General features: G+C 44.4%; 8 protein-coding genes, 1 tRNA gene and 4 pseudogenes. 9 read left to right on the forward strand and 4 right to left on the reverse strand.

What is annotated here, in order from left to right; genetic code table 11:
• Positions 1-10 precede the first annotated feature (10 nt).
• From proA to KGP25_RS04895, 5 genes and pseudogenes are all read left to right on the forward strand, one after another.
• Positions 11-1264 (forward strand): glutamate-5-semialdehyde dehydrogenase, encoded by a 1254-nt coding sequence (gene proA, locus KGP25_RS04875; RefSeq protein WP_223540047.1) that lies wholly within the window; start codon positions 11-13, stop codon positions 1262-1264.
• Positions 1265-1375: 111 nt separating this feature from the next.
• Positions 1376-1451 (forward strand) — tRNA-Thr (locus KGP25_RS04880).
• Positions 1452-1614: 163 nt separating this feature from the next.
• Positions 1615-2796, forward strand: a pseudogene (locus KGP25_RS04885) (integrase arm-type DNA-binding domain-containing protein).
• Entirely contained in the window at positions 2786-4486 is a 1701-nt protein-coding gene (locus KGP25_RS04890; RefSeq protein ID WP_223540048.1) for an AAA family ATPase, read from the forward strand. Before KGP25_RS04885 ends, KGP25_RS04890 begins: the two are co-directional and overlap by 11 nt.
• Entirely contained in the window at positions 4483-6111 is a 1629-nt protein-coding gene (locus KGP25_RS04895) for an ATP-dependent helicase (protein ID WP_048225792.1), read from the forward strand. Before KGP25_RS04890 ends, KGP25_RS04895 begins: the two co-directional genes overlap by 4 nt.
• Positions 6112-6511: 400 nt before the next feature.
• On the opposite strand, the pseudogene KGP25_RS26785 reads toward KGP25_RS04895, so the two are convergent.
• Positions 6512-6715: pseudogene (locus KGP25_RS26785) on the reverse strand (ogr/Delta-like zinc finger family protein); the annotation flags it as partial.
• On the opposite strand from KGP25_RS26785, the pseudogene KGP25_RS04905 reads away from it, so the two are divergent.
• The 3 genes and pseudogenes from KGP25_RS04905 to KGP25_RS04915 all read left to right on the forward strand — a co-directional run.
• A pseudogene (locus KGP25_RS04905) lies at positions 6715-7599 on the forward strand (primase-like DNA-binding domain-containing protein); the annotation flags it as partial. The pseudogenes KGP25_RS26785 and KGP25_RS04905 overlap by 1 nt on opposite strands.
• Before the next feature lie 93 nt (positions 7600-7692).
• Positions 7693-8790, forward strand: a complete 1098-nt coding sequence (locus tag KGP25_RS04910) for a hypothetical protein (RefSeq protein WP_048225794.1) — start codon at positions 7693-7695, stop codon at positions 8788-8790.
• A 434-nt stretch (positions 8791-9224) separates the two neighbouring features.
• Positions 9225-10318, forward strand: a pseudogene (locus KGP25_RS04915) (DEAD/DEAH box helicase); the annotation flags it as partial.
• Between the two features lie 176 nt (positions 10319-10494).
• Here the strand turns inward: KGP25_RS04915 and KGP25_RS04920 are convergent.
• From KGP25_RS04920 to KGP25_RS04930, 3 genes are all read right to left on the reverse strand, one after another.
• Entirely contained in the window at positions 10495-11544 is a 1050-nt protein-coding gene (locus tag KGP25_RS04920; RefSeq protein ID WP_048225795.1) for an FRG domain-containing protein, read from the reverse strand.
• Positions 11545-11621: 77 nt separating this feature from the next.
• Positions 11622-12305, reverse strand: a complete 684-nt coding sequence (locus KGP25_RS04925) for a hypothetical protein (protein WP_048225797.1) — start codon at positions 12303-12305, stop codon at positions 11622-11624.
• 70 nt (positions 12306-12375) lie between these two features.
• Positions 12376-16005, reverse strand: coding sequence for an AAA domain-containing protein (locus KGP25_RS04930; RefSeq protein ID WP_223540049.1), 3630 nt, complete (start codon positions 16003-16005; stop codon positions 12376-12378).
• A 430-nt stretch (positions 16006-16435) separates the two neighbouring features.
• Between KGP25_RS04930 and KGP25_RS04935 the strand changes: the two genes are divergently transcribed.
• Entirely contained in the window at positions 16436-17065 is a 630-nt protein-coding gene (locus KGP25_RS04935; RefSeq protein ID WP_048225801.1) for a hypothetical protein, read from the forward strand.
• The last annotated feature ends 541 nt before the right edge of the window (positions 17066-17606 follow it).

The following is a 17606-nucleotide window of genomic DNA, read 5'->3' on the forward strand; positions in this document are numbered from 1 at the left end:
GAGCCAGAACATGCTGGAACAAATGGGCGCCGCCGCGAAGGCCGCCTCTTATAAACTGGCGCTCCTTTCCAGCCGCGAGAAAAACCGCGTGCTGGAAAAAATCGCTGATTATCTGGAATCTCAGTCCCAGGAAATTTTGCTCGCCAACGAGCAGGATTTACTGGAAGCGCGCCGCAACGGTCTGAGCGAAGCGATGCTCGACCGTCTGGCGTTGACCCCGGCTCGCCTGAAAGGCATCGCCGACGATGTTCGTCAGGTCTGCAATCTGGCCGACCCGGTAGGGCAGGTGATTGACGGTGGGCTGCTGGACAGCGGTTTACGCCTGGAGCGCCGTCGCGTGCCGCTCGGCGTTATCGGCGTTATTTATGAAGCCCGTCCAAACGTGACGGTGGATGTCGCCTCCCTTTGCCTGAAAACCGGTAACGCCGCGATTCTGCGCGGTGGGAAAGAGACCTGGCGCACCAACGCCTCGACGGTGAAAGTCATTCAGCAGGCGCTGGAAGAGTGTGGCTTACCGGCGGGTGCCGTGCAGGCAATTGAGAGCCCGGACCGCGCGCTGGTCAACGAAATGCTGCGCATGGACAAATACATCGACATGCTGATCCCACGCGGCGGCGCGGGCCTGCATAAGCTGTGCCGCGAGCAGTCGACGATTCCGGTTATCACCGGCGGTATTGGCGTGTGTCATATCGTGGTAGACGACAGCGCTGAGATAGCTCCTGCGCTGAAGATTATCGTGAACGCGAAGACCCAGCGTCCTAGCACCTGTAACACCGTGGAAACGCTGCTGGTGCATCAGGACATTGCAAATACCTTCCTGCCAGCTCTGAGCAAACAGATGGCAGAGAGCGGCGTGACGCTGCATGCTGACGCCAGTGCGCTCGCGCTGCTGCAGGATGGCCCGGCTAACGTCGTTCCCGTCAACGCGGAGCAGTACGACGACGAGTTCCTGTCACTGGATCTGAACGTGAAAATCGTGAGCGATCTTGACGACGCCATTGCGCACATCCGTGAGCATGGCACGCAGCATTCTGACGCCATCCTGACGCGTACGCTGCGCAATGCGGATCGCTTCGTGAACGAAGTGGATTCCTCTGCGGTGTATGTAAATGCCTCCACCCGATTCACCGACGGCGGCCAGTTCGGCCTCGGCGCTGAGGTGGCGGTCAGCACGCAGAAACTGCACGCGCGCGGTCCGATGGGGCTGGAAGCGCTGACCACGTACAAGTGGATCGGCTTCGGCGACGATACGATTCGTGCGTAAATAATCACGGGTGATGCAAAAATAGCCGTTTGATTCAAAAGGGCATTGACGCATCACCCGGATAGATCTAACCTTTTGCCCCGTGGTTACACTCGTAACCGGCCTCTCAGGGCCGATATAGCTCAGTTGGTAGAGCAGCGCATTCGTAATGCGAAGGTCGTAGGTTCGACTCCTATTATCGGCACCACCCCAACTTCCTCAAACATCCGTAACCATCCATAACATCTCTTATTTATAAAGTTTTTACTGCATCTTTAATCCGTGTTAGTCCATAACCATCCAGTAGAATCCGGAACTAAATGTGTATAGGATTGTGTATATGTTCCTGTTCGGTCTGGATCCCTATGCACATGCCTTTAAACGATGTGCTGATTCGCCGCGCTAAGCCTGAAGATAAACCCTATACGCATGGGGATGGGCAAGGCTTGTCATTGCTTATAGAACCTAATGGAAGCAAGAGCTGGCGGTTCCGCTATCGCTATGCCGGTAAACCCAAGATGATCTCGCTTGGCGTTTACCCAACAATCACCCTTGCCGATGCTCGTTCCCGTCGTGATGAAGCTCTAAAACTTGTGGCAGAAGGAAAGAACCCTTGTGAGGTTCGAAAAGAGCAAAAGCTGGCTCTGCAAGCAGAGTCAGAGAACGCCTTCGAAAAGATAGCCAGAGAGTGGCATCAACTTAAATCTGCTAAGTGGTCGGCAGGATATGCATCAGACATCATGGAAGCGTTTAAGAACGACATTTTTCCTTATGTTGGAACAAGGCCTGTGGGAGAGATTAAACCGCTGGAGCTGCTGAACGTACTGCGTAAAATTGAGAAACGTGGTGCATTGGAAAAAGTGCGGAAAGTGTGTCAGCCTTGCTCCGAAGTGTTTCGCTACGCAATTACAACGGGTAGAGCGGAGTACAATCCTGCGGCAGATCTTTCCAGCGCTCTCGAAGTACACTAATCCAATCATTTCCCGTTCCTAAAAGCTGATGAGATACCCGAATTTCTGCGCGCCTTAGAAAGTTACACCGGAAGTAAGCTTGTCCAGATAGCCACGAAATTACTGATGATTACGGGCTTGAGAACCATCGAATTACGTGCGGCATTATGGTAAGAGTTTGATCTGGATAACGCTATTTGGGAAATTCCTGCTGAAAGGATGAAAATGCGCAGGCCGCATCTTGTGCCATTGTCGACTCAAGCGTTAGATTTACTCAGTGAACTCTAGACCATGACAGGAAACTATCGCTATGTTTTTCCGGGACGGAACGATCCGAATAAACCTATGAGTGAAGCGAGTATAAATCAAGTCATTAAGCGGGTTGGTTATGATGGTAAGCTTACCGGGCATGGGTTTAGGCACATGATGTCAACTCTAATGCATGAGAATGGCTTTAAATCCGAATGGATTGAAACTCAACTGGGGCATATCGATAAAAATAGTATTCGTAGAAATTGCAACCACGCGCAATACTTTGAGAAGCGCAAGGAAATGCTTCAGTGGTATTCCAATATAATTACGGGGTTCAACAATGTACATTGATAATGTTTATATTAAAGGATTTAGAAACTATTCGGATAGTTTTATTAAATTTAGCCGTTCGACGCTTATCATAGGAAGTAATGATGTTGGCAAAACGAATCTTTTATATGCATTGAGAATGTTATTGGATAAAAGTCTTTCTGATTTGGATATAGAGCCTAAAAATAGTGATTTTCATATAAATAGTAAAGGCGAACAATCCGACCATTTTGAGGTCATATTAAATTTTAGAGATGTAAAGGAAGATGCTGTTATATCTAAGCTTGGTGGTTACATCAGTGATGATGAACAGACGTATATAAAGTATCAGGCAAAAAGGAGCACATTGGATTACAAATTATTCTTAGGGCATAAAATTTCTGATATGGATGAGATAAATGGGCGTTTTTATTTGAAGTACCTTAACTTAAGGTATGTTAATTCACATAGAGATCTTACAAAGTATATCTCGACTGAGAAAAGGCATTTGCTCAAACTCGCACAGGAAATGAGAGACACAGATCACGTCGAGAAAGATGAGGCAACCTTAAGGGAACTTGGTGAATTACTGGTAAATATAAATGATAAAGTAAAAGAAATTAGTTATGTGTCGGCTGCAACTGATGAACTAAATACTGAATTAAGCAAACTCTCTTATAACAACGATAAAATGACTGTAATGCTTGATTCAGGGGCTATAGGAATAGATCAATTTATTGAAAAATTAGAGCTAAGTTCAAGCTCAAACGGGAAAAAGGTCATGCTAGGAGGTGATGGCTTTAATAATCAAATATTACTTGCGCTCTGGAAGGCAAAAAGCGTAAGAGAACATGATGTTGATAACGAAGTTGTTATTTATTGCGTAGAAGAGCCTGAATCACACTTATATCCTCATCAACAGAGAAAACTTTCTGAGTATCTCATTAATAAGCTCCCAGGTCAGTCTTTAGTCACTTCTCACTCACCGCAAATTGCAGTTAATTACTCCCCGGATTCAATAATAAAAATATGCTCATCAGATGGCGAATCTTATGCTGCGAGCGAAGGATGTTCAAACTGTATAAGCGAAGCATGGTCAGACATGGGGTACAGAATCAGTATATTATCAGCAGAAGCTTTCTTTGCTAAGGTGGTTTTTTTAGTTGAAGGTCCATCGGAGATGTTATTTTATCGAGCCTTGGCGAGGGTTAATGATATTGACTTGGATTATTACAATATAAGTTTGCTTTCTGTTGATGGTGTTCAATTTGAAGTTTACAGGAAAATTTTAGACGCATTTGAAATTAAGTGGGTTGCAAGAACTGATAATGACGTATCTAAGGTTCCTAAAAAAAATGAGTGGCAGTATGCAGGTTTAAACAGGGCATTGGCATTGTCTGGTAGGAAATTAATAGATAATGAAAATAAAGAAATTACACGCGCAATGCGAAATCAGATGCATGATGCGTATAGAAAAATACTTCAAGATAAGAATATTTATATTTCCTATGATGATCTAGAAGGGGATGTAAGTAAAGAACTAAGCAAGCAATTAAAAGATTATGCTGGAGTTGAAACTGAAAACGATGCAGCGCAATTTTTACGCGGTAAAAAAGCAATTAGGATGAGAGCATTTTTAGAGGAGTATTCTCAAGATTTAAAAAGTATTTCAACAGGTGAATTGATTAAACCACTTTTTACAGCGGTTTCTTTAGCTAAGGATGATGTATGAAGATAAACTTTACTGATGAGCAAAAAGAAGCGATTGCTTATCCTAAAAGCATGGTCTTAACTGCGTGTCCTGGCAGTGGGAAAACTGCTGTGATTGTCGAGAAGATAGTGAGAGATTTAAGCTCCTGCAAAGATTATCAAGGGGTAATTGCTATTTCATATACTAATAAGGCAAGTGAAGAACTTAAACGAAGATGCGCTAAAAGTGTAGCATCTACTAAATCAAGTTTTTTTGGGACTATAGATAAATTCTATTTGAATGAAATAATTTTTCAATATATTCATCAGGTTTGGGGGCGAGCCGAAAATTTGAAGGTGATTAAGTTTTCAGATTTACCCCAAGAATCTAAAGAACGTTTAGAAATTTACAATGATATTGAGGATGTTTGCGCTAAAATTGATGTTTACGACTTTTTTGAGCTAAAGATTCTATATGATAAAGGTTTTTTGATATTAGAATTTATTCCCTTACTTGCATATTTTGTGCTTGTTATCTCATCTTCTAGTCGTAGATATCTGTCAACCAAATATAAATCAGTATACATTGATGAATATCAGGATGCGGGTTTTATTCAACATCTCATTTTTATCCTAGTGTCCACCATTGGCATAAAATCTGTAGCTGTAGGTGATATCGATCAATCCATCTATTCGTACGCTGGAAAGAGCTCAAGATATCTAACCGCACTACTAAGTAAAGATAGTGGTTTTGAACCTTTTGAAATCACTATAAATCACCGTTCACATCCTTCGATAATAAATTATGCATCACGATTACTTAAGGAAAATGCTGAATTGTTACCCTGCGAAGAAATCCGTGTTTTTCGAACAACAGTTAACGGTACACAGCGAGATATTTCTGCATGGATCGATGCGGAAATTTTTAACATGCTGAAATTTTATAATGTTAAAAAAGAGAGCAAGGTTGCTATATTGCTTGCAACGAATGCTTCTGTATCGTTAGTTTCAAGTTTTGTTAAAACAAAATGTCGAGCATATTTAGATGATGAATTATCTAAGGTTGGGGGAGCTGCTTCTATTTTATTGAAGGCACTACTAAAGTTTAGATATAATAAATCTGCGACAGCACAATCAATTATTGACGAACTGTCTCATAAATCTATTGAATCTAACGCCCTCAGAAGTATGAGGCGTGTTATTAAGGAGGTTAGACTTGTTGATGATTTAGAGTTGATTCCTTCCTTGAGAAAGGCTCTGAAAATGCTTATAGACGAAGACCTTTCTGCTCAGCATGTTGATGCTATTAGTTCAATAACTGGCAATAGAATGATGTTGAATAATTATTTGCCAATCAGCGATGATGAACTTCAAATAATGACCTTGCACAAGGCTAAAGGTTTGGAGTTCGATATTGTCTTTCATTTAGATCTTTACGATTGGATTTTACCTCGAAGGGAGGTCATAAAAGGTTGCTATGAAGAAGTTTTTTCAAACTATGAGCAATGCCTTAATTTACATTACGTAGGAATTACTAGAGCAAAAAAAGCAATTGTGCTAGTGAACTCTACTCAACGCTTTAATTTTCAAAAAGAAGTGAAACAGGCGAAGCCATCCCAATTTCTTTCACGTAAAGGACTGGGTGGACTTTATAAAGTAATTAAGTAAAGTGTGCGATATTTATGGTTTTTATTGTTAATAAAGCATTTTTATTTATATTTTTTAAATGACCATCTAATGGTCGTGTTATAAAATAAATGATAATGGATATGGCCAGTGCGCTTAGTTTTCCTAGGGTCAGTATCTTTTTTCGTTGTAGCAAGCTAGACATGCTCGAGTTGAATTTCTAGCTTCAGTGCGAGCGTCCGTCCGCCCGTCCGCTCTTCACTTTTCATGCACCATCAGAGAGGCTAGAGATGCACGTTTGAGTGCCTTACGGAGCAAAAGCAGCGCATTGAGCTCATGCGTTTTCATGCAGCATAGACATGCACTCTCAACTTTAACGGAGAAGCCAGAAAGTTAGCGTAAAAAACCGGCATATAAGCCGGTTAGAGGATTGCTTGGGTTGTCAGACAGGAATTTGCTGACGATTGGAGAGCCTTGAGGCTGCGCCATATTTTCCGAGCGTATGAGCTGGCTTCTCTGACTGCTCGGCAGCGGCTTCATCCTTAACTTCGACCTTGTTAAGCCGGGCAATAATCGTGTCCACGCTCTCAAGTGCGGTAAATGTACATGAGCACTCAAGATTTTTGCACTGATAGTAGGTCCGCTTATATGGTTCTGGCTAACCGGTACGACTGGCAGTTGTTTCTGGAGGTCACAGGCCCTGGTGGAAGCGGCAAGAGTATCCTGGCTGAAATCGCAACCATGCTGGCGGGTGAGGATTATGCAACTTCGGCAACGATAGAAATGCTTGAATCACCGAGAGAACGAGCCGCATTAATAGGTTTTTCACTGATTCGCCTTCCCGACTAGGAGAAGTGGAGCGGTGACGGGGCCGGACTAAAAGCCATCACTTGCGGCGATGCAGTATCTGTTGATCCTAAGTACCAGAACGCTTTTTCGACCCACATTCCGGCGGTCATCCTGGCTGTGAACAATAATCCGATGCGTTTCACTGATCGTAGTGGTGGAGTATCACGCCGAAGGGTGATCCTGCATTTCCCCGACCAGATAGCCCCGGCGGAACGCGATACCCAGCTCAAAGAGAAAATTGCCAGCGAGCTGGCTGTGATTGTTCGCCAGCTTATGCAGCGTTTCAGCGACCCTATGAGCGCCAGAGCATTACTTCAGGCGCAGCAAAATTCCGATGAAGCGCTCACCATCAAACGTGATGCCGATTCTGCGTTTGATTTTTGCGGCTATCTTGAAGTTTTACCAGACACCACGGGTATGTTTATGGGGAACGCTAACATTGTTCCACGTCAGCCTCGTATGTACCTCTACCATGCCTATCTGGTCTACATGGAAGCCAACGGCTATAAAAATACGCTCAGTCTGACCATGTTTGGCAAGGGGCTGCCGTTAATGCTGAAAGAGTATGGGCTGCAGTACGAGAAGCGGCGGATCAATCAGGGAATGCAGACCAATCTAGCACTTAGAGAAGAATGCAATGCTGACTGGCTACCGAAGTACGGTCTCGAAATCACAAAATAGGTATTTAAACCGGTGGAAGCTGGTTTTTTCTTGACATATGAATAAGCTAATCTTCAAATACCTGACCGCAGAATATAATTTAAGAGGTTGTGGATGAAAACTGTATTTGTGCTTGGCGCTGGATTTTCAAAAGAAGCTGGCGCGCCTATGCAGGCGGAAATAATGGGTGAGATATTTAAAATACACCAAGAGGATTCAAACTATTTTAATGGTTCAGATTTTCAGCTTTTTGAAAACTTACTTACTGAACAGTTATATTATAAATGTGAGCAATTTAAAGATGTTCAGATTGAAGATATGTTCACTCCTTTAGACCGGTGCTTGGCGGATAATATCCAGTTTAGAGGTCTGTCTATTGAGCAAATGACAAAGACAAGGGATGCTGTTTTTAATATCATTGGTTTGGCCATTAGGAGGATCTTGGAAAGAAAAGGGAATAGTAAGGAATATATTGACCACTTTGCTGAGTATTTAGTGAGGAAATGTAGCGAGAGGCTGGGTGGTAATTATAGACAGCATGATCCTGTAAGCGTTATTAGTACCAACTGGGATATTCTACTAGATAATTCATTGTATGATTATATCCAAAGGAACTACCACGGACGTGCAGTTGTTGATTATTGCTGTTATATAAGCTCCTTAGAAGAAAGGGACGAAACGGTAAAGCCGGGTCTAGAAATGTTAGGAGCAGGTGGTTTTAATGTGAAACTGCTGAAGATTCATGGTTCACTTAACTGGCTACAATGTTCGCGATGCATGCGCCTTTATGTCGGGTTTAATAAAAAAATAGGGGTTGCGAGAGGGGCAACATGTAGGCATTGCGATAAAAATCATGACGCAGTAAATAAAGAGAATAGACTGATATCAAATCTTATTATGCCTACCTTTCTAAAGGATCTATCAAATCCTCAATACAAAATAATTTGGCAGAACGCTGGTATTGAATTATCTGAAGCTGACAGAATAATCTTCATAGGTTATTCGTTGCCGAATGCCGATTTTGAAATGAGACAACTTTTATCTCGAATGATTAAACGAAGTGTTAAAATTGAAGTCGTAACATATGAAAGAGATAAAGAAAAAGAAAAGGATATAAAAAAATATTGGCAGGCGTTTTTTGGTGAGCGTGAGGTTAAAGTTCATTTATGTGGTACCAGTCAGTTCATTGAGCAATCCTTATATCTTGAATAAATTTAATAGGTTAAGGATGGGGCTAACTTCACAGCCCTGTTCTTTTGGAATAGGTTAAAATTTAGGAAAAGATAGTTTTGACCTATCATAAATTTATTGCGAGTGGACAACCAACCCGGCGAATGCTGGGTTTTATTATGGTCTAAGATCAAATGTAGGGTTTGCTGTTCACTCTTCACTTAACGGTTAACTTCTATCATATTGATATTTCATATAAAAATATGATGGTGAATAGTCTGTACGCTTTTCTTAAGAAAAAGTATTTTGTTGTGCGATGAGGTGGACGAGTTTTGAACGCTCCCGCCAATGTGTATAGCCATGTGTATAGGATTATTTGTCGATAAGAATAAATTCTTGCAAAACAACGAATTAAGTTGATTTGTTTGTTCCTATTATCGCACCAGTCATATCAAGTAATTACATATCACTTCTACCCATCAGTTCTAAGAAAGCTAATTACAGAAGAAAATGAGCTTACTGTAACTAGCAGTATCGTTGACCTCCTACGGCTGCAGTTGGTCCAGTCGATGGCAATGATCAGATTGATGATCTCTAAACAATGGTTTGAACCAGCAGATGCTCGACAGATTCATTATTCCACGCTGTTGCACCAGATTCTTGCTATTACGGCACAATGGGGCGGAGTTCGTGCCGACCAGCTCTGGTCGCAACTATGCCAGACAGGACCATTTAGAAATGTAGATTTAAACGATTTCAAAAGCCTGCTTAAACATATGGGAGCATGTGGCCTACTCACTCAACTTGCTAGCGGCGAAATGGTTGTTGGGGCAGAGGGGGAGAAACTGACTAACCATTACACGTTTTATGCCGTGTTCAATACACCAGAAGAGTTCCGCATTGTCACCGGAAACAGAACCCTTGGAACAGTGCCTGTGAACTCCCCACTGCTACCAGACCAACACATCATCTTCGATGGGCGGCGCTGGAAAGTGACAGAGATCGAGACAGAGAAAAAAGTTATCTATGTAGAGGCGACCAAAGGCGGTCAGCCACCACAATTTAGTGGGGGGTATGTCTGTTCATGATGTCGTTCGTCAGGAAATGCTCGCTATCTATAGGGAAGGTGATTACCGCATAGCAATAGGTAGGAAGAAAGTAGATTATGCCGATACTGCCGCCAAAAAACTATTTGCGGAAGGCTGTAGTAACTTTCAGCGTTATAACTTGCAAAATGAGTATATTATTACGAGTGGGCAACACTGTTACGTAATTCCCTGGATGGGGGGATAAAGTTGTGAATACGATTACAGCCTTGCTCATACGTTGTGGTTTTAAAGCCAATCCATTCGTAGGTGTTATAGAGATTGATGCAACCGTTCAACAAGTGCTTAAAAAAATGCTGTTGTCAGGCTTATCATCTGCATTTGATCTTGCCGAAGATGTTCCAGAAAAGTTCTTGGATAAATACGACGAGTATTTACCAGAGTCCCTGCTTGCGAAAGGATTTGGGGAAAAAACGTATGATATTGAAGGTACTCGTATTTGGTTGAAGCGGCACGTTCAGTAAACTGGTTACGTAATAAGGGGGAGATGTTCCCCTTAAGATAGAGGCCGTTGATGTTACCAATGTCCACTCTTCGGATCTGCCAGAAATCGAGGTCGTAAGGTCTGCTTTGAGCGAGAAGCAGACACATGAGATTATAAAATATCAATCGCCACCTGGCACATTAAACGCTCATAAGTTTAATCTCGGCTACCTTGATACTCGATAACATTAGGAAGTAAATGCGGATGTGCATCCTTCAATTCAAGCAGTTTTCCATAGAATCGATCTTCTTTTATATTTGGGAACATATAACAAGGTTCTCTCTTACCCTCATAGTCAAAATCTTTATCGAGATATATTATAAAATCTAAATCAGTGATTGCAATGTTACGTTCATAATCACTAAATAATGGTAAGGCACAATTTTGCCTTAGAACCCTCTCAGGCCTATATGTTTTAAATAAATCAAACTTTTCAATTAGAAATTCAGTTTTTTTTACTGGGGGGGCTCTAAAACGAAATCCATAAATAACACCCTCATGTTCGCCTTTTTTAATTTTGCTATGATATGCATTACCATGCGAATTAAAAAGAAACTTATAGGTGGCAAAAAATATAGCTGTTTCAATATCAAATGATATGTCTAAACCAGCTGTTTGAGTGGCATAATGCTGTTCCACCCGCATAATATCGGATGAATAAGAACTATCAAAGAACACGTTCGGATTGTTGGGCTCGAGCTCTTGAAGGACACTGAGGGCACTCCTTTGTTCATCTTGAATAATATTGAATGAGTATAGTTCCTCTTTTTGTCTATATAAACCTGGAAATATAGATAGTTCCCTTCCGTTTTGATCTGCTCTTACTGGATTCGGGATTTTTCGCTTATAAGTATATTGAGATGTTTGACCACGAAATGAAAGCGTGCCTTCATTAATATAGTGCTGCCTCCTTGGTTCAGATAAAAATTCCTCTATATCCTTATAGTTTTTCGCTGTAAATTCCGTGAAGCTAGGTAATTTTTCGAAAACATTATCGCCTTTGATATATTTAACAAAATCATCAATATCAAATGAACTGGAATGCTGTTTGTTGCCATACATCTTATCACTAACACTCAACCATTTATAACCTGAAAATGGATCATGAAATTTTCTGAGTATATAGCCTGAATCTATTACATCAGTTATCAATTTCTCCGGAATTTTTTTATCTCGTAGTATTTCAATAAGTCCATCGCTTAGCATTTATTTACCCCTTTTTATTGAATATAGAATTTCACGCCTTAGCAAATAGATTTGATGGTCATTATTTACTCATAACATTAACTTTTGTAAGAAACATTTCTTCTATACATTTTTATTGGTCTTGAACCAAAACGACCTCTGCCATGGCCAAAAATCATCGAACAAACAACGAGTAATGACATGATGGTGCTTGTAACAACAAACCAGTTTACAGATTTAGTCTCTCCAAGAGAACGAATTAGGTTTTGGTCAAATAAATATTTTACGCCAAGAAGAAGCCAAATAAAAACAAAAACAAAACTTACAATTTCATTTATTTTAGAAACAGAATATGTTAGCTGGGGATGAACAGTTTTATACAATGGGCCTGTAAAGGCATCTTCAAGTAAATCAACATGAACCTCCCAATGCCTCTGCCACGACTTACTGCCTATATTAGTAAAATGCCAAGCTAACGAAAGCACAAAACCGATACATATCAAAAAATACACTTCAACATGGTTAAATCTATCATACTTGACATAATTTTCTGATGAAATTAAAGCAAAGTAACCTACAAATATACTTGCAATGAATGCCCAAAAGTATGTTGCTCTTTTCCAATACATTTCAATTTCAAAATTTCTTGTTGCCCATGCCTTCTCGAAGGCTTTTTCTGCCTTATCGGGACATATATTCACTAACATGTCCATATACTCTTTCTCGGTAAGTTCAGTCAGTCCAGATGTCTTACTGGAAAATATGTATTTAATAAAACTCATTTAAACACCTCATGCAGGTTGTAGATTAACCGCGATGCGCCCTCAACAATGAGGGCCACCTCGGAGATTGTCAGCCTGATTGCGCCAATTGCCGATGCAGGATCTGCAGACTAGTTCCCGCCCCTGCCCATGCAGCAGCCGAGCCGACCACATACAGGTTTTGCTTGGCGCGTGAGACGGCTACATTGATTATGTTTGGCGGGCTTGCCGCCCACTGACGCGCCCTTTGCTGACTCGCTTTCGGCGCACCCAGCAACAGGATGACCGTGTCCGCCTCTCGGCCCTGGAACGTGTGGATCGTGCCTACACGATCACGGCACCACTCATCCAACTTTACGCCGAACGTTCGCAGCAGGTCGGTTTCTCTGTCGAGACGCCGACGCATGTTCTGCTCTACAATCTTGAATGGTGTGATAATAAATACGTCTGGATTTGTAATGCCCGATGCTGCCAGCTCTTTGAGCATTCGTACAACCGCTTCGCCCTCCTCGGGGCACCACTTCGTCTCAGCATCGCCATTGATATCCACCCAGTGAGATCTCCCCAAAGCCGAGCCGATAGATCCAGGTCTTTTAGGCCCGACAGCATGGACCATCTGCCCGGCATAGGCGATGGAGTTAGAAACATCGAACATTGGGTTCTGACAACGCCTGTGAACGAGGAGTGGCAGCCCGACTTCTCGATCACCTACGTCCATGACGAAGGTGGATTTGAAGCTTGATGCCTGATCAGCAAGGGTCTGCGTAGATGCTGCGGGGGCAGACCATTCGACTTGGTCAATGTCAAAGAACTTGCAGATTTCGGCGTTCAGCTTTTCAGGAAGTGAAACTACAGGTGGGATTTGCAACGGGTCACCTACCACGATGGAGCGCTTTGCCCGCATGATAGCTCCAACTGCTGCCTGAGGAACGGCCTGGCCCGCTTCATCTACAAGAAGCCAGCCAATGCTCTCTGGTGGCAGATCCCCGAACATCGTCCGAACAGAGGCGAATGTCGTGGACACGGTAGGCACAACCATGAAAAGGCTCGACCAAAGGTCGGGGAGAAGTTCACGGTGAGCGGAAGACTGGAAGGCGCCAGCCACCATACCCGACATCAATAGCCCAAGATTGTGTTGCAAGCGGCTGGCCGAAGCATCAATGAACGTTTTATGCACAGTCAGGGCAGCGGCGAAAAGATCCTCTCGCAGGTGATGAACCTGATCGGGAAGCCATGGCGCAGTCAGGTGGATAGCCTCGTGCTCGCGCTCGAAGAATCTCTCATCAACGACTCTGTCTCCCATGCGGTTGCGTGCCTCTGCCTCGGCTGCCTTCAATTTCGAGACAGCCTGACATTTGCTGGAAATTTCCTGGTCGAGTTGCTGTAACTGGGACTTAATATTGCTCCACTTAGTCCTTGCAAGCTCCAGGGCACCGTCTGTCTCCTGCGCCCGTAAGACTGATTGCTGCAAGGTCGCCGAGAGCTTCTGCAGTGTCGATCTCCACGACTTCCAGGCCGCAGTTGCGAACAAACGGGAGAAGAAACCTGGACGGCAAGCAAGATGGCTGTTGAGCATGATCTTGTCCTGCTCGATCTGCGATTTTGCCTTCTCATGCTCCCATTGGTAGGATTCAGCAGTCTGGTGTGCCTCTTCGACAGCTTCAATCAGACTCGGACGACGCTGTTCCACCCTTTGTAGTTCGGTAGTCGCTCCCTTGAGTGCCTGGATATCCCGTCGCATCTCTTCGATGCTGGCGATTTCGGTGTCTACCGTCTCCTTGAGTTTAAGGAAAACGGTTCGTGCTTTCTGCCAGGCCGCTAAAGCGTCCGCTTCGTTGGTGCTGGGCCGCTCATTGACGACCACGCTGGGCATCACGCGATCGATGATTTCGCCAGTTTGTTCATCTTTGATCTCACGCAAGACGTTTAAGCCGCGAGCTGCTTTCAGGTAGGTAAGGAAACCACCGTCTTCATTCCACCAGAAACTTTGCTGGAACGCGCCTCGGTTGCTGCTCTTGCCGAGAGCCGCGGCGATCAATCCCCAGGTTTCGACAGGGTCGGATGGGATGTCCCCCTCGGCCTCGGCTTCGAAATAGCCGGCGCGTTTGGGATTCGCAATCAGGTCGCTGATGGACCGGAAGTAGGCGATCTGTTCATGGCGACCATTGGCTTCCTTGAGAGGAAGCTCTTTACTGACGTTTTCGACTGCTTTGTTATTGGAGGAGGCTACGACGATCTCATGGCCCCTCAAGGACGCATGTAACTTGTAGAAGTGCAGGAATGCATTGGAACCGAATGCCAGCTTCTCGCCTGTTGTGGAAAAGGCATCCTGCGGTTTATTGAAGCCGCACATCGCCGTGGCCCGATCAAGAATGCACCCAACGACAATATCTCGCAGAAGAGTGGTCTTTCCAGTACCCGGTGGCCCATTGACACCGATGATACCTGGAGCACCATTCAGCTCTGCACGCGCCGCATTCACGGCAGCCTGTTGAAGCAGTACCAATGGATGGCCGCCTTTCGAAGGCCAACGAGCCTGCGGCATGAGCGACGGCGCGACGAAAGGCTCAACTGCGGAAATGGGCGATAGCACGTCGATTTTTTGGTCAGGCCTGCCAATTCCCATATAGCGGCGCAAACCGGTTCCGGCTTTGCCCGTCTCGAGCAATTTGGTTGCTTCACCGAGATCTTCAAGATAGAAGGAATTCAGTAACGAAGATTCAGGCGGCGACTTGGCCTTGAAATGATGAAACACCTTAATCGCGAATGTGGGTGGCTCAACCAAATGTTCGGGTACACCGAATTGAGACACAAGCCATTTATAAGCATTAAGAACGACATCCAAATCGATCGGTATGGGTTCTCCATCCTCGTTGTAGCGGCGAACTATTCGATCCAGATGCTCGATAATGCGCGGCTCAACATTCGGCCAATTCCCTAAGCTCCCAAGCTTCAGATCGAGAGCCGGCTTGAGTGCCCAGGCAAAACTGGAAACGGCAACGCCTTTTTCCTCAAGCACATAACCTTCCTTGTCGATCAGGATCGAGCCGATGGCCGCTTTCTTACCGTCCGGGCGTGAACTCTCCTCATCCTCGCCAAAAACCTTGACCAGCTCGTCCGTCGCCTTGTCGAGAGCGATGGAGCCGAGGACGACCTCGAAATAAAGCTTATAACTAGGCTTGCTGCGGGCATTTGGTCCCCAAGGAACACCTCGCTCCAATAGAGCAACCCTGGAGCGATCGCCGGTTGCCATATCCTCTGGGCGTTTATAACCTTGAGGCGACAGTGCTTCGAGGGCTGTCCATGCTGCCAGTATTGCTCGCGCATCATTCGCCTTATCTGACGGAGAGAAAGATGGGAGTGGACCTAGATCAATTTGGTCTTTGTCGAATTGCTGTCGCATGGCAGTGTCTGGGATAGCCTTCTGTTGCAGTTGCTCTACAGCTGCAGGTGCACTGTGGGGCACAGCTTGAGAAAATTGTATGGACGCCGAATCGGGATTACATGTTGATGGGTTGGAAGCCGACATGGCGACCTCGCTGCGGTCGCTAAGTGCAGTTAGAGATTGCTCGATTTTAGACGTCAGCGTCCGCGCCCTGGCAGTGTTGCGAAAGGTCAGCTCGCTCAACAGCTGTTCAAGTTCACTAACATTGTTGCGGGACTGTTCGAAGATTGCTTCCAGATCGAAGATAGATTTTTGCGCATACTGCCGTGTCTTCATTTATTTCTGCGGCTCCATACCCCTTCAGTTAAGAGATATTATGCTAATTTGCTTGATTTCTAAAACTATTAACGTGCGCTCATGACGTAGATCCAAATCTCGGTGGGATGCTTAACTGGCTGCTTACGTGCAAAGACGCACTCTGTGCAAATCAATATAATGCAGGTTCGTTGGTATGACTTGATGGTTGAGGGCCAGCCAAAGGCTATTACCCGTGAGCTTGAGGTACGGTAATAAGTTTTCGACATCTGGATAGATTTTTATTCGCGTGTCCATGAGCACATTGACTTCGTCCCTGCACATTAATGATATACAGCATATTGCCCAAGCCCCATATTTTTTGCCCTCTTGTTAGCAAGTAGATTTCCTTATTCCTATTAGCTAAACTGTGCGGCTGGATTCCTCCCAGCGAGCACGCGCAGAGTGAACCATGATCCGCAGAAACAAAACATTTAATACTCTTTCCCGCCGTCGGCGTCGTGCCCGGACACAACACGTCAAGAATCTGATCCACCGCGAGCGTCACCGCTGCGGAGGGCTGCATTATGATGATTGCGATTCTGAAAATGCAGAGGCCATTGCTGCGGGTTGGATGTGGACCTGGAGCGATGTTTTATTCTTGGGTAATTCGCCAGATGTGTATTGGAATGCGGAGATCATTACCATTGACGTAGCGCGTGCGGATATTGTGGAAAATCTGGTGTTTGAAGAAGCTCATGCCATGTTGAGCCAAAACCAGCAGGAAGATGAAGCCCGCATGGATACAACACCAAACTACAATGCGAATGGGAAGGTGGTTAGCCATACGGTGGTAGAACGTACCCGCGTTTCTTATCCTCAATTCGGTGGATTAACCTATTTCGACTACATTGATAAACGCTTGGCCGAAGTCATGCGCGACAACCCGCCTGTAGTTACTCCTGGCTACCGCATTCAATCTGGCTATCGTAGCGGCATTGGTTTGCAAATCATCGTGGAAGAGCTGGTGCTCACTCGCGAGATAATCGACAGTGCGATCCGCTCATTTTTGACTGGGAATATGCCCCTGGTCCCTAAGTAAACAAGATGATGAAGCAAACTCTTTGTAGAGCAACTCAGCAATAAACACTTTAATGCACCCGATGAAATCTTTGGCGGCCGAATGAACGTGTGAACATGAATTCGACCCAGTAGTAGCCTTGGATGCCAAAGGAATGATTTCAGATATCAAGGCTGATACCTGATACTTTTGAACGCCACTAAAAAAAGAACTGTGTGACATACTGACATCTGGGGGTACTTATGGGGGTATTCTAAAAGATCGAATGAAATAAAGTGATTGAAAATCAATGTTTTTATGCTGTTGGTTCTGTTCCTATTATCACACCATCTCAACTTCCCCAAACGTCCGTATTCATCCATAAACACCTTGCTTTATAACGATTTTATTTCTTTTTAGTCCGTCGCTGTCCGTAACCATCCAGTAGAATCCGATACGGAATGTGTATAGGATTGTGTATATATTCCTGTTCGGTTTGCGCCGTCCATGGTTAAACAACCAACAGATCTTCATCGTCATTTACGTTCGGATGGGGCGCTAATGTGGGCTGTCTGTCATCTTC

It is taken from the genome of Enterobacter sp. JBIWA003 (assembly GCF_019968825.1).
Taxonomy (GTDB): Bacteria; Pseudomonadota; Gammaproteobacteria; order Enterobacterales; family Enterobacteriaceae; genus Enterobacter; species Enterobacter quasiroggenkampii.

Bases quoted from the DNA above. Each gene is read 5' to 3' on its own strand.
- proA (WP_223540047.1), top strand. From the start codon at position 11: ATGCTGGAACAAATGGGCGCCGCCGCGAAGGCCGCCTCTTATAAACTG.
- KGP25_RS04890 (WP_223540048.1), top strand. From the start codon at position 2,786: ATGTACATTGATAATGTTTATATTAAAGGATTTAGAAACTATTCGGAT.
- KGP25_RS04895 (WP_048225792.1), top strand. From the start codon at position 4,483: ATGAAGATAAACTTTACTGATGAGCAAAAAGAAGCGATTGCTTATCCT.
- KGP25_RS04910 (WP_048225794.1), top strand. From the start codon at position 7,693: ATGAAAACTGTATTTGTGCTTGGCGCTGGATTTTCAAAAGAAGCTGGC.
- KGP25_RS04920 (WP_048225795.1), bottom strand. From the start codon at position 11,544: ATGCTAAGCGATGGACTTATTGAAATACTACGAGATAAAAAAATTCCG.
- KGP25_RS04925 (WP_048225797.1), bottom strand. From the start codon at position 12,305: ATGAGTTTTATTAAATACATATTTTCCAGTAAGACATCTGGACTGACT.
- KGP25_RS04930 (WP_223540049.1), bottom strand. From the start codon at position 16,005: ATGAAGACACGGCAGTATGCGCAAAAATCTATCTTCGATCTGGAAGCA.
- KGP25_RS04935 (WP_048225801.1), top strand. From the start codon at position 16,436: ATGATCCGCAGAAACAAAACATTTAATACTCTTTCCCGCCGTCGGCGT.